This is a genomic window from uncultured Bacteroides sp., assembly GCF_910578895.1.
Lineage (GTDB): Bacteria > Bacteroidota > Bacteroidia > Bacteroidales > Bacteroidaceae > Bacteroides.
The window spans coordinates 29,668-42,892 of record NZ_CAJTSC010000006.1; the positions used below are offsets into that span (position 1 = coordinate 29,668).

Here is a 13,225-nt window from a genome sequence, read left to right on the forward strand (position 1 = left end):
GAAAGCCAAAGCGCTGGCAGAAAAGAAAGCCGCTGAAGAAGCTGCTAAAGCTGCCGCTGAAGCACCTGCCGAAGTAGAAGCTACCGAAGCTCCCGCCGAAGAAGCTGCTGCAGAATAAGACCAGTGCACGGTTACCCCTATGAAAAAGGGACAAAAAACATAAAATCCTCATCGGTTATACCGATGGGGATTTTTTATTGCTATCTTTGTCCGCATAAATTATTCACCTAAAAAACAAAGCAATGAAAAAACTTACTTACTTGTTCGCTGCCGCTGCCGTATTCGCAGCTTGTAACAGCGGAAACAACGGTTATACCGTAACCGGAACAGTAGAAGGCGCAGCCGATGGAGACACTGTCTTCCTGCAAACCGCAGAAGGACGCCAACTCGTAAAGCTCGACTCCGCAGTCATCACCAATGGAACATTTACCTTCAAAGGTACGCAAGACTCAGCTGTCAACCGTTACATCACCTGCCGCCCATCGGGCAAAGAAGGCATGCTAATGGACTTCTTCCTTGAGAACGGAACAGTCAACATCAAACTCAGTTCCGGTGAAAACGACTCTGCCACAGGTACAACCAACAATGACTTGTACCAAAGTATCCGCGACCGTCAAAATGAACTGAACAGACAGATTAATGTCATCTACCAATCCATAGCCGACACAGCCCTGACAGACGAACAACGCGAAGCCAAAGCCAAACAAATGAACGAGTTGGAAAAGCAGTACACCGCTGTCGCCAAAGAGGGTATCAAACAGAATATCAACAATGCGGTGGGTGTATTCCTGCTCAAGAAGAACCATTACTACATGAGTGTAGAAGAGCTTGATCCATTGATGCCTCAAATCCCCGAAGCATACGCCGTTGACGAAACCATCATCCGCATCAAAGAGAATGTGGAAAAGATGAAAGCCACCGCCGTGGGACAGAAGTTCACCGACTTCGAAATGCAGACACCCGAAGGCAAAACCGTGAAACTGTCCGACTATGCAGGTAAAGGCAAGACTGTACTCGTAGACTTTTGGGCAAGCTGGTGCGGTCCCTGTCGCCGCGAAATGCCGAACTTAGTAGAGGCATACGCCAAATACAAAGATAAAAACTTCGAAATCGTAGGTGTTTCTTTAGACCAAAGCGCTGACTCCTGGAAAGAAGCTATCAAACGGCTGAACATCACCTGGCCGCAAATGTCCGACCTGAAATACTGGAACTGCGAAGGCGCCAAGTTGTATGCCGTGAGCAGCATCCCGCATGTGGTACTGATAAGTAGCGACGGCACCATTCTCGCACGCGGTCTGCACGGTAAAGAACTGCAAGATAAGCTGGCGGAAATCCTGAAATAAGGCAAAGAAAGGAAAGCCGACAGAAAAAAGAAAAAAGAACAAAGAACAGACACGGATTACACGGACGATACGGATTTTGCCAGATGGCAGTTCCGTAAAATCCGTGAAATCCGTGTTTGAACATTATGACACATACCATTTCCAGGCAGATTGGGAAACTAATGCGATAGTGATTTTACAACCCCAAACCTACACAATACCATCCCATACAATTACTGAAACAGTACAACTACGCAAACGCCAAAACTCGGAAAGTTTTCTATTCCGCATAAAACAACCACTGTTTATCAATACGTTAACCGTTTTTAACCCAAGAAAAGTTTTCCAAAACAGAAAACTTATGAAAAGTTCCCCTACCTTTGTTTCGTAATTAAGCCTATTGTAAAATCAAAAAAATATACAATCAACATGATACAAACGGTACTCAAGCGTGACGGACGCATCGTCGGCTTCAACGAAGAAAAAATAGTAACAGCCATCCGCAAAGCCATGCTTCATACGGACAAAGGAGAAGACATGCAACTGATACGCCAGATTACCGACCACATCTCTTTCAAAGGCGATGCCCAAATGACGGTAGAAGCCATCCAAGACCTCGTGGAAATGGAACTAATGAAGAGTAGCCGCAAGGATGTCGCACAAAAATACATCGCCTACCGCAATCAGCGTAGCATAGCCCGCAAAGCAAAGACGCGGGATATGTTTTTGGAGATTATCAACATCAAATCCAATGACATCACCCGCGAAAACGCCAACATGAACGCCGACACACCGGCAGGCATGATGATGAAGTTTTCCAGCGAAACCACCAAGCCTTTCGTAGACGATTACCTGCTGAGTGAAGAAGTACTGAATGCCGTTGGCAACAACTATCTGCACATCCACGACAAAGATTATTACCCTACCAAGAGTTTGACCTGCGTACAGCATCCGCTGGACCATATCCTCACCTACGGTTTCTCTGCCGGACACGGAGAATCGCGCCCTGCCAAACGCATTGAGACCGCCAGCATCCTGGGATGCATCTCGTTGGAAACCGCCCAAAACGAAATGCACGGAGGACAGGCTATTCCAGCTTTCGACTTCTACCTCGCCCCCTACGTACGCAACAGTTATATTGAAGAGGTAAAGAACCTCGAAGAACTCAACGGAAAGGACTACTCACACCTCTATTGCAAAAAACTGGCAGACTATCTGAAGCAGCCGCTGGACGGGTTGGAGGGCGACGACCGCATCGTGCAACATGCCGTGAACAAGACTGTGGCACGTGTACATCAGTCTATGGAAGCCTTCATACACAACATGAATACGATACATTCGCGCGGTGGAAACCAAGTGGTGTTTAGCTCCATCAACTATGGCACGGACACTTCCGCAGAAGGTCGCTGCATCATCCGCGAACTACTTAAAAGCACATATCAAGGAGTAGGCAACGGCGAAACCGCTATCTTCCCCATTCAGATATGGAAAAAGAAACGCGGCGTAAGCTATCTGCCTGAGGACCGCAACTACGACCTCTACCAGCTTGCCTGCAAAGTAACTGCACGTCGTTTCTTTCCGAACTTCCTGAATCTGGATGCCACCTTCAACCGTAACGATGACTGGAAAGCAGACGACCCTAAACGCTATGAACACGAAGTAGCAACGATGGGATGCCGTACGCGCGTATTCGAAAACCGTTTTGGACCCAAGACATCCATCGGGCGTGGCAATCTCTCTTTCTCCACTATCAACATCGTACGCCTTGCCATAGAATGTATGGGTACGGCGGACAAGGAGCAGCGCATTGCTCACTTTTTCGCCAAACTGGACGCCATGCTTGATATCACCGCACGCCAGCTCCACGAACGCATGGAGTTTCAGAAGACGGCATTTGCCAAACAGTTTCCTCTGCTGATGTCTTCCCTGTGGATAGGCTGCGACAAGCTCAAACCGAATGATGACATCTCGTCCGTCATCAACCAAGGTACATTGGGCATCGGGTTCATCGGGTTGGCAGAGTGTCTCGTGGCTCTATTGGGCAAACATCACGGAGAGTCGGAAGAGGCACAGGAACTGGGAATAAAAATCGTAACGTACATGCGTGACCGCGCCAATCAGTTCTCTGACCACTACCAGCACAACTACAGTGTGCTTGCCACTCCAGCCGAAGGTCTGTCGGGCAAGTTCACGCGCGTAGACCGCAAGAAGTTCGGCAACCTGCCGGGCATCACGGACCGTGACTACTACACCAACTCCAACCATGTACCCGTGTACTACAAATGTAGCGCCCGTCACAAAGCGGAAGTTGAAGCCCCCTATCACGACCTGACACGTGGCGGACACATCTTCTATGTGGAGATAGATGGCGATGCCACCCATAATCCCGAAGTCATCATGCGGGTAGTGGACATGATGGACCATTACAACATCGGCTATGGTTCGGTAAATCACAATCGCAACCGTTGCCTGGCATGCGGATACGAAAACTCCACCGCCAACCTGGAAGTTTGCCCCAAATGCGGCAGCACCCATATCGACAAGCTGCAACGAATCACCGGCTACTTAGTGGGCACTACCGACCGTTGGAATCAGGCCAAGCTTGCCGAACTCAACGACCGCGTCATCCACAACTAAAAAAACAACGGAAGTATTATTTCTCAATCCTTAATTCCCAATTAAAAAAAGTGCTTTCCATTCTCGACATATTAGAAGATACCACGGTAGACGGTCCCGGTTTCCGCACTGCCATCTACGCAGCCGGATGCCCCAACGGATGTCCGGGCTGCCACAATCCGGAGTCGTGGGACATTAACCACGGTCGTTGGATGAGTACCGATGAAATATTGCAAAAAGTACTTGCCGACAGTTTCGCAGACGTCACGTTCAGCGGAGGCGACCCGATGTTCCAGCCGGAAGGTTTCACCGAACTGGCGCAAGCCATCAAGCAGCAAAGCCGGAAAAGCATCTGGTGTTACACCGGATATACTTTCGAAACCTTGTTGCGCAATCCCCGCCAAGCAAAACTATTAGAGTATATCGATGTGCTGGTAGACGGCAAGTTCAAAAAAGAGCTGCGCGATGAAGATCTCTGCTTTCGCGGTAGCCGAAACCAGCGGCTGATTGACGTACAGGCGTCATTGAAAACAAATGAGACCGTAAGTTACCAATACAATCCGGGCATTTAAAAATGTAAAAAGCGGTAATCTATCTTTTCCTTACTAAAAAGTAATCGTCCGACATATATTTCCCTTTCGTTCGACAGCTGTTGAATTATCGTTCGACAGTTGTCGGACGAAAAGAAAACGACTGTCGGACGAAAAGATTGATGGAAACAAAAATATAGTTCCCTACGGACGAGGAATATTTTCATGCCACTTCCATTTTACGATGGTTATATCACGGTTTTTCCATACATTTGCAGCCGTTAAGACAAAGAACCTACAACGAGACGCTGAAACCGTGAAACGAAAACAACCGAACCACAGACAGACGATACGTTTCCGGCGCTGGAGCCGGAAAGCATACGCTGCATTTGCCAGCATAGGCAGGTGCGTCACCATCGGTTGCCTGCGCAAAAACGTGGCAGACAGCTCGCTACGGAAGCAAGACGCGGTTCAGACTCTCCCCTATTTCATTCACACCATGACTATTAATGAACTGAAAGCCCAGGTATTGGCAGGCATAGACATATCGCCCAAGCAAGCCGCCTGGCTGGCGAACACCGCCGACCGTGAAGCGCTATATGCCGCTACACACGAAATTACCGTACAGTGTGCACAGCATGAGTTTGACATGTGCTCCATCATCAATGCCAAGTCGGGACACTGCCCCGAAAACTGCAAATGGTGCGCACAATCCGCCCACCACCACACCACGGTCGATACCTACGACCTGCTCCCCGCCAAGGAATGTCTCAGGCAAGCGCAATACAACGAACGACAAGGCATCAATCGTTTCTCCCTCGTCACCAGCGGACGAAAACCCTCTTCCCGACAATTGGAACAACTTTGTGACACAGTGTGGCACATCCGCCGCCACTCGTCCATACAGCTATGCGCTTCTTTAGGGCTACTGGATGAAAACGAACTGCGGCGCCTGCACGACGCCGGCGTCACACGTTACCACTGTAATCTCGAAACCGCTCCCTCTTTCTTTCCCGCCCTGTGCAGCACACATACGCAAGAAGACAAGCTGCGTACCCTGCAAGCCGCCCGCAACGCAGGCATGGACATTTGCAGCGGCGGCATCATCGGCATGGGCGAGACGATGGAACAGCGCATCGAATTCGCTTTCACGTTGAAGGAACTGGGCGTACAGTCCATTCCCATCAACTTGCTTAACCCCATTCCGGGCACTCCGTTAGAGAACGTACCGCCGCTGACAGAAGAAGAGGTGTTGGTCACAATCGCCCTGTTCCGCTTCATCAACCCCACCGCCTCTCTGCGCTTTGCGGGCGGACGCTCGCAACTGGATAAAGATGTGGTGAGGAAAGCATTGCATATAGGAATCAACTCCGCCATCGTAGGAGACCTGCTGACAACGCTCGGTTCCAAAGTGTCCGAAGACAAGAAGTTGATAGAGGAAGCCGGATACGAGTTCTGCAGCTCGCAGTTCGACCGTGAACACCTGTGGCATCCGTATACTTCGACCACCAATCCGCTGCCCGTCTACAAGGTGAAGCAAGCCGCCGGAGCAACAATCACATTGGAAAACGGACAGACACTGATAGAGGGGATGTCCTCATGGTGGTGTGCCGTGCACGGGTATAACCATCCGGCACTAAACCGAGCCGCAACGGAACAACTTGGCAGAATGTCACATGTCATGTTCGGCGGACTGACGCACGCCCCCGCCATCGAACTGGGCAAACTGTTGTTACCGTTGGTGCCCCCTTCCATGCAGAAGATATTCTATGCTGATTCCGGTTCGGTAGCAGTGGAAGTGGCACTGAAGATGGCGGTGCAGTACTGGTATGCCAAAGGGCAGAACGGCTCGCAACCGGACGCATCAAACAAGAAGCAGAACTTCGTCACCCTGCGTAACGGCTACCACGGAGATACGTGGAACGCCATGTCAGTCTGCGACCCTGTGACGGGAATGCACTCACTGTTCGGCTCGGCACTGCCTGTACGCTATTTCGTGCCGCAACCCCGCTCACGTTTTGACGGCGAGTGGAACCCCGAAGACATCCGACCGCTGGAAGAACTCATTGAACAGCATGCCGATGAACTTGCCGCCCTGATATTGGAACCTGTGGTGCAGGGTGCAGGCGGGATGTGGTTCTATCATCCGCAATACCTGCGCGAAGCGGCAAGGTTGTGCCGCAAGCACCGCCTACTGCTTATCTTCGATGAAATAGCAACCGGCTTCGGACGCACCGGCAAGCTGTTTGCTTGGGAACACGCCGGAGTGGAACCGGACATCATGTGTATTGGCAAGGCACTGACCGGCGGATACATGACACTGTCGGCTGTACTCGCCACCAACGAGGTGGCAGACACTATCTCCAACCATGCCCCGGGGGCATTCATGCACGGACCCACTTTCATGGGAAATCCATTGGCATGTGCCGTGGCGTGCGAATCGATACGCTTACTCACCTCACCCGAATACAACTGGCAGGAGAAAGTGGCGCGCATCGAGGCGCAACTGAAACAAGAGTTGGAACCTGCCCGGCACTTGCCGCAAGTGGCAGACGTGCGCATACTCGGAGCCATCGGTGTCATCGAGACCCGTAAGCCTGTGGACATGGCTTGGATGCAACGCCGTTTTGTCGAAGAGGGTATCTGGGTGCGTCCGTTCGGCAAATTAGTGTATCTGATGCCGCCTTTTATCATTGAACCGGAACAACTTGAGAAACTAACAAAAGGATTGATTAAGATTGTAAAAGAAATCCGGGAGGAATAAACATGACAAATATTCATACCATGACCATATTCTCACCAATGCAGCAAGAGTTGCAATTCCTTGAGGAACATAGCAACCTACGCCACCTGCCCTCAATGACACACGACGGAAGGGATGTCATCATAGATAGTAGGCGTATGCTGAATCTCTCGTCAAACGACTACCTGGGGTTGGCATCCGACCGTACGCTACGTGAAGAGTTTCTGCACACGCTCACCCCGGACACATTCTTGCCGAGCGCTTCCTCTTCACGCCTACTGACGGGCAACTTTACCGTCTGCGAAGAACTGGAAGCCGAACTGGCATATCTTTTCGGCACGGAAGCCGCACTGATCTTCAACAGCGGATACCACGCCAACACAGGCATCCTGCCCGCTGTGAGCGATGCGCGCACACTGATACTTGCCGACAAGCTTGTCCACGCCAGCCTGATTGACGGCATCCGCCTTTCCGCCGCCAAGTGTATCCGCTATCGTCACAATGACCTGAAGCAACTGGAGCGGTTGTTGGCGGAGCATCACGCCGCTTTCCGCCAAATCATCATCGTCACCGAAAGCATCTTCAGTATGGACGGCGACGAAGCCAATCTAACGGCTTTGGTAGAACTGAAACGCCGTTTTAGCAATGTACTGCTCTATGTAGACGAAGCCCACGCTTTCGGCGTACGCGGCAGGCAAGGGCTCGGTTGTGCCGAGGAACTGGAGTGCATCGGCGACATCGACTTCCTGGTAGGCACGTTCGGCAAAGCGGCAGCATCCGCAGGTGCCTATATTGTATGCAACAAAGTGATACGCGAATATCTCGTAAATCGTATGCGCACGCTCATCTTCACTACTGGGCTTCCCCCCGTAAATATAGCATGGACACTGTTCATTGTGCGCCGGTTGGCGGATATGCAAGTCCGGCGGAGACATTTGGCACAGGTTAGCCGGATGCTGCGCGAAACCTTGCAGGCACGAGGATATGCGTGCCCCAGCGTAAGCCACATCGTGCCGATGATAGTGGGACAGAGTGCCGATGCTGTCCTACAGGCAGAAGCATTGCAACGGCACGGTTTCTACGCCCTACCCGTACGCCCGCCCACGGTACCGGAAGGGACATCGCGCATCCGCTTCTCACTGACAGCGGAAATCAAGAAAGAAGAAATAAAGAAACTGAGTGATTACATCAGTGTTCATGATTGAAACTTACCACTGAAACACCCGCTTATAACCAAAGAAAGACAGAACCAAAGAAGAATGAAACAAGTTTACATCATACACGAGAACTATCCGAAGTTGCTCCTGCTGTTTGCCGGTTGGGCAACGGACGAAACACTTTTCAGACAATACCGTCCCAAAGATATGGACTACATGATTTGCTACGACTATCGTACGCCCGATTTCGACAAATCCGTCTTCACCCGCTATCGGCAAGTAAACGTAGTGGCGTGGTCTATGGGCGTGTGGGCGGCTTCCCTCATCCTGAGCAACATGCCCAAAAACAACGTGCTTAGTTTTGCTTTCAACGGCAGTACACACCCCATCAGCGATGTTCACGGCATTCCGCTGAATATCTATCAGGGTACGCTTGACGGACTCACTCCCGTCACACTCCAGAAATTCTTGCGCCGCATGTGTAAAGACAGTCAAGCCTACAAAGCATTCATGGAAATCACTCCCCGACGGAACTTCGATGAGATAAAAGAGGAACTGGCACTCATTCGGGAACAATATTTCGCAACGAGCGGAGATACAAATAAAGACGGCAACACCACTCCCGATGAAAAAAGTGATGAATGCCGCCCTCAATGCCGTTACGAATACAACTATGTGATTATCGGTAATAACGATCGTATCTTTCCGCCCGAGAATCTAAAATGCAACTACGGATGTCATAATCACAGCACTATAATCTTGACTGACAGTGCACACTATGACGAAACCATCTTCCGACTGTTACTGCAAGAAATGTGGGAGATGCCTGCCGACGACTTCTTATGTCTTCTTAAAAATAAGTATCTGGCATAATGACTGAAAACATGACTTTGACTACCCCAAAATCCATTGATAAAAATCTCGTTGCAAGGCGATTTGCCCATGCACGAAACACGTACGGCCGCGAAGCCCGTGTGCAGCAACAAGTAGCGGAGAAAATGTTACACCTACTCACAGAGCATGCTTGCCCGCCCACCGCAACCTCGCCTTTCCACCATATTGCGGAGTTCGGGTGTGGAACGGGCTGCTATTCCCGCCTGCTACTGCACGCGTTGCAACCGGAGACGATGTTACTCAACGACATCTGCCCCGAAATGGAAGAATGTATAAGCGACATCTGCCATCGGGACCATCAAGGGCACATCAGTTTTCTGCCGTGTGATGCGGAGACACTTGACTTCCCGCCGGGCACAGACTTAATAACTTCCTGCTCCACATTGCAATGGTTTACCGATGCGGAGCGGTTCTTTGCCCGTTGCCACCACTTTCTCACGGACGGCGGCATTCTTGCGTTCAGTACTTTCGGCAAGCAAAACATGCGAGAGATACATACCCTGACCGGACACGGTTTGGAATATCTGTCGCTCGACAGCCTGACAGCCCTGCTCTCCCCCCACTTCAAAGTGCTTCATGCTGAAGAGGAGATTGTATCGCTGCCTTTCAGCACTCCACTCGAAGTGCTACATCACTTGAAGCAGACCGGAGTGACTGGTACGGAAAAAAGAATTTGGACCCGCGGACACCTGCAAAATTTCTGCAACGAGTATGTGCGGATGTGTGGCAATGCCGATAACAGCGTGCAGTTGACTTACCACCCGATTTATGTAATTGCAAGAAAGAATTAAACATAAAAAATCATGAAACCAAACATTTATTTCATTAGTGGCATTGACACGGATGCCGGAAAAAGCTATTGTACCGCCTGGTACGCCAATAAACTATCCCAAAACGGACTGCGCGTCATCACCCAGAAGTTTATCCAAACCGGAAACACCGGCCGCTCCGAGGACATTGACCTGCACCGCCGCATCATGGGCACGGGTTATCTGCCCGAGGATGAAGAGAGGCTCACGATGCCCGAAATTTTTTCTTACCCCTGCTCTCCCCATCTTGCGGCACGTATTGACAACCGCCCTATTGACTTTGACAAGATAGAACGCGCCACGCACGAACTGGCACGCCGCTATGATATTGTACTTGTGGAAGGTGCCGGCGGACTGATGGTGCCACTGACGGAAGAGTACCTCACTATTGATTATATTGCCGAAAAGAACTACCCCCTTATTTTCGTGACGTCCGGCAAGTTAGGCAGCATTAACCACACCCTTCTAAGCCTTGAGGCAATCCGGCACCGGAAAATTATACTCGACACCGTATTGTACAACCTTTATCCTACAGTAGAGGACAAAACCATACAGGATGATACGATGCGATATATACGAAATTACCTGTCCGTATATTTTCCCGAAACGAGATTCGAAGTGGTTCCGGAAATGAAATTATCCGCACCAAGCCATACGATTCTATAGCAAATTTCATAACTTTGCACATTCTAAAAACGTCATACGACACAACATGGAGGCATTTACATTCGACACCACCGAAAAGATATTACTCGCAACAACAGGAGTACTTTTTCTCGTTCAAGCCCTTTACTATTTTTGTCTGTACAACCGTATCCACGCGCACAATCGTGCCGTGCAACGAAATAGTGTGTCTTTCTCGCAAGAGTTGCCCCCTATATCGGTCATCATCTGCGCCCGCGAGAAGTCCGAGAGTCTGCGCCGCAACCTGACGGCGGTACTGGAGCAGGATTATCCGCAGTTCGAGGTTATTGTTATCAACGATGGCGAAACGGATGAAAGTGAAGACTATCTCACCTTGCTGGAAGAGAAATATCCCCACCTCTACCATAGCTTTGTACCCGACTCTTCACGCTACATCAGCCGGAAAAAACTTGCCGCCACCCTTGGTGTGAAAGCGAGCAAATACGATTGGCTCGTATTTACCGAAACCGATTGCCGCCCGCAAAGCAACCAATGGTTGCGCCTGTTGGCACGCAACTTCACCTCGAGCACGGAAATCGTACTGGGATACAGCGGTTATGAGCGTGGCAAAGGCTGGTTGCATAAACGTGTGGCATTCGACAATCTCTTCACCGCCATGCGTTACCTCGGTTTCGCGCTTGCCGGAAGCCCGTATATGGGCATCGGGCGCAACCTTGCCTACCGCAAGGAACTGTTCTACAGGGAAAAAGGGTTTTCTGCTCACCTCAATCTGCAACGGGGAGATGATGACCTATTCATCAACCATGTGGCAACGGTGGAAAATACCCGCGTGGAGACCGATACGAATGCCATCGTACGCATGCAGCCCGTATTACGCTCCAAAGACTGGCGGGAAGAAAAGATAGGTTACGCATCTACCGCCCGTCTCTATCGCGGTGCACAACGTTGGTTGTCGGGAGGGGAAACCACTACGCGAATAGCATTCTATGCCGCATGGATAGCAACATTCGTAACGGGGATGCTGAATTTCCATTGGTTGACGGCAAGCATTGCGTTCCTTCTATGGATACTCCGTTTCATCTTGCAGGCAACCGTCATCAACCGTACTGCAAAAGACTTGAACGAACAACGCAGGTATTACTGGACACTGCCTGCGTTCGACATGCTTCAACCCCTGCAATCTCTCCGCTGGAAACTCTACTGCCTGTTTAGGAAGAGAAGCGGATTCTTAAGGAAGTGACAATCCTCAAAGAAGACTACTCGTAGCGCATGGAGTTTGCCGGATGAATCCGTGTGATGAGATACGATGGTCCCAATAACATTATGATCGAAGCCAGCAATGTACCGATATTCAGCAACAAGAAAATCCAAAGATTAAAAGATACGGGAACGGTGTCCATATAGTACGTCTCCGGATCGAGTTGGAACAGACCGAATTGTTTTTGGACAAAATAAAAAGCCAACCCTATTACATTTCCCCACCACATACCCTTTCCGATAAGAAACACCGCCAACCAAAGAAACAGTTTGCGGATAGTAAGATTATCGGCACCCAAAGATTTCAGGACACCAATCATGGAGGTACGTTCAATGATAATAATGAGCAATCCCGAAACCATCGTAAAACCTGCCACGCCAAGCATCAAGATAAGAATCACCCATATATTGACATCCAATATATCGAGCCATGCAAAAATAGACGGATTCAGTTGCTCCACATTACGCACACAGTAATCTGCCCCATAAGCATCTGTATATCTGCTTATTTCATCGGCTATCCGGTAGGTAGCTTCTTCCAGTCTGCCATAATCGTGCAGTTCCAACTCCACTCCGCTCACTTGGTTGGGATGCCACTTGTTCAGTCGGTTCACCAAATATAAATCGGTAAGCAGGAACAGGTTGTCATATTCGGAAAAGTTAGTCCGGTAAATGCCTACAACCGTCAAACGGCGGGCACGCACGTCATCCTGTATGTAGTAAGTATCTATCTTGTCACCGAGTTTCAACTCCATCTTGTCGGCTATCGCCTTTGAAATGACAATTTGATTGGTGGAAACTGAGTCGCTGAACTGCGGGAACTCCCCCTCTACCAGATGGCAGCGGAAGAAAGAAGTGTCGTATTCAGGACCGATTCCTTTCAGCACCATGCCTTGAAAAGCATCAGATGTCTTTATCATGCCCGGCTTGGTGGAATATCGCTGTGCATGCTTCACTTCGGGATTGCCCGCAAAAGCAACCATCATACTGTCCGTCACCGCAATAGGACGGGTCTCGAAAGAACGTGCCGCGTCCGAATTACTAATCTGGATATGAGCTCCGAAACCTACTATCTTATCGCGAACCTCACTCTTAAAACCGATAATCACCGACACGGCAATTATCATCACCGCCAGACCGATAGCCACACCGATAGTTGCAATCAGTACAGCAGGACGGGATACTTGCTTTCCGGTATCACCGTCACTATAAATACGACGAGCGAGGAAGAGAGGAAGAGACATTCTTTTTT

At 50.0% G+C, this 13,225-nt stretch carries 10 protein-coding genes and 1 pseudogene (1 of these 11 cut by a window edge); 10 read left to right on the top strand and 1 reads right to left on the bottom strand.

The window, feature by feature from the left end:
• From QZ327_RS02800 to QZ327_RS02845, 10 genes and pseudogenes are all read left to right on the top strand, one after another.
• A pseudogene (locus QZ327_RS02800) lies at nucleotides 1–118 on the top strand (30S ribosomal protein S16) (it extends 414 nt beyond the left edge of the window).
• A gap of 124 nt (nucleotides 119–242) precedes the next feature.
• Complete coding sequence (locus QZ327_RS02805) at nucleotides 243–1,343, top strand: TlpA disulfide reductase family protein (protein WP_294616926.1); 1,101 nt, start codon at nucleotides 243–245, stop codon at nucleotides 1,341–1,343.
• 408 nt (nucleotides 1,344–1,751) lie between these two features.
• Nucleotides 1,752–3,959, top strand: coding sequence for an anaerobic ribonucleoside triphosphate reductase (locus QZ327_RS02810; protein ID WP_294616928.1), 2,208 nt, complete (start codon nucleotides 1,752–1,754; stop codon nucleotides 3,957–3,959).
• Nucleotides 3,960–4,009: 50 nt separating this feature from the next.
• On the top strand, nucleotides 4,010–4,510 hold the full coding sequence (nrdG, locus tag QZ327_RS02815) for an anaerobic ribonucleoside-triphosphate reductase activating protein (protein WP_294616929.1): 501 nt from the start codon (nucleotides 4,010–4,012) through the stop codon (nucleotides 4,508–4,510).
• A gap of 457 nt (nucleotides 4,511–4,967) precedes the next feature.
• Nucleotides 4,968–7,232 carry an adenosylmethionine--8-amino-7-oxononanoate transaminase gene (gene bioA, locus QZ327_RS02820; RefSeq protein ID WP_294617011.1) on the top strand — a complete coding sequence of 755 codons (2,265 nt, stop codon included), beginning with the start codon at nucleotides 4,968–4,970 and terminating at the stop codon, nucleotides 7,230–7,232.
• A 20-nt stretch (nucleotides 7,233–7,252) separates the two neighbouring features.
• Nucleotides 7,253–8,416 carry an 8-amino-7-oxononanoate synthase gene (locus QZ327_RS02825; protein ID WP_294617013.1) on the top strand — a complete coding sequence of 388 codons (1,164 nt, stop codon included), beginning with the start codon at nucleotides 7,253–7,255 and terminating at the stop codon, nucleotides 8,414–8,416.
• A 54-nt stretch (nucleotides 8,417–8,470) separates the two neighbouring features.
• Nucleotides 8,471–9,241, top strand: coding sequence for a pimeloyl-ACP methyl esterase BioG family protein (locus tag QZ327_RS02830; protein WP_294616931.1), 771 nt, complete (start codon nucleotides 8,471–8,473; stop codon nucleotides 9,239–9,241).
• Nucleotides 9,241–10,053: a malonyl-ACP O-methyltransferase BioC gene (gene bioC, locus QZ327_RS02835; RefSeq protein ID WP_294616933.1), complete on the top strand. Its 813-nt coding sequence runs from the start codon at nucleotides 9,241–9,243 to the stop codon at nucleotides 10,051–10,053. The genes QZ327_RS02830 and bioC overlap by 1 nt, the downstream gene beginning before the upstream one ends.
• A 12-nt stretch (nucleotides 10,054–10,065) precedes the next feature.
• The gene (gene bioD, locus QZ327_RS02840) at nucleotides 10,066–10,737 is read left to right on the top strand and encodes a dethiobiotin synthase (RefSeq protein ID WP_294616935.1); all 672 of its coding nucleotides are present in this window, start codon (nucleotides 10,066–10,068) and stop codon (nucleotides 10,735–10,737) included.
• A gap of 46 nt (nucleotides 10,738–10,783) precedes the next feature.
• On the top strand, nucleotides 10,784–11,956 hold the full coding sequence (locus QZ327_RS02845; RefSeq protein ID WP_294616936.1) for a glycosyltransferase: 1,173 nt from the start codon (nucleotides 10,784–10,786) through the stop codon (nucleotides 11,954–11,956).
• A 16-nt stretch (nucleotides 11,957–11,972) separates the two neighbouring features.
• Here the strand turns inward: QZ327_RS02845 and QZ327_RS02850 are convergent, their stop codons facing one another.
• On the bottom strand, nucleotides 11,973–13,217 hold the full coding sequence (locus QZ327_RS02850) for an ABC transporter permease (protein WP_294616938.1): 1,245 nt from the start codon (nucleotides 13,215–13,217) through the stop codon (nucleotides 11,973–11,975).
• Between the last annotated feature and the right edge of the window lie 8 nt (nucleotides 13,218–13,225).

Excerpts from the sequence above, each read along its gene's own strand:
- QZ327_RS02830 (WP_294616931.1), top strand. The coding sequence starts at position 8,471 with ATGAAACAAGTTTACATCATACACGAGAACTATCCGAAGTTGCTCCTG.
- QZ327_RS02825 (WP_294617013.1), top strand. The coding sequence starts at position 7,253 with ATGACCATATTCTCACCAATGCAGCAAGAGTTGCAATTCCTTGAGGAA.
- QZ327_RS02805 (WP_294616926.1), top strand. The coding sequence starts at position 243 with ATGAAAAAACTTACTTACTTGTTCGCTGCCGCTGCCGTATTCGCAGCT.
- QZ327_RS02850 (WP_294616938.1), bottom strand. The coding sequence starts at position 13,217 with ATGTCTCTTCCTCTCTTCCTCGCTCGTCGTATTTATAGTGACGGTGAT.
- bioC (WP_294616933.1), top strand. The coding sequence starts at position 9,241 with ATGACTGAAAACATGACTTTGACTACCCCAAAATCCATTGATAAAAAT.
- QZ327_RS02845 (WP_294616936.1), top strand. The coding sequence starts at position 10,784 with ATGGAGGCATTTACATTCGACACCACCGAAAAGATATTACTCGCAACA.
- bioD (WP_294616935.1), top strand. The coding sequence starts at position 10,066 with ATGAAACCAAACATTTATTTCATTAGTGGCATTGACACGGATGCCGGA.
- bioA (WP_294617011.1), top strand. The coding sequence starts at position 4,968 with ATGACTATTAATGAACTGAAAGCCCAGGTATTGGCAGGCATAGACATA.
- QZ327_RS02810 (WP_294616928.1), top strand. The coding sequence starts at position 1,752 with ATGATACAAACGGTACTCAAGCGTGACGGACGCATCGTCGGCTTCAAC.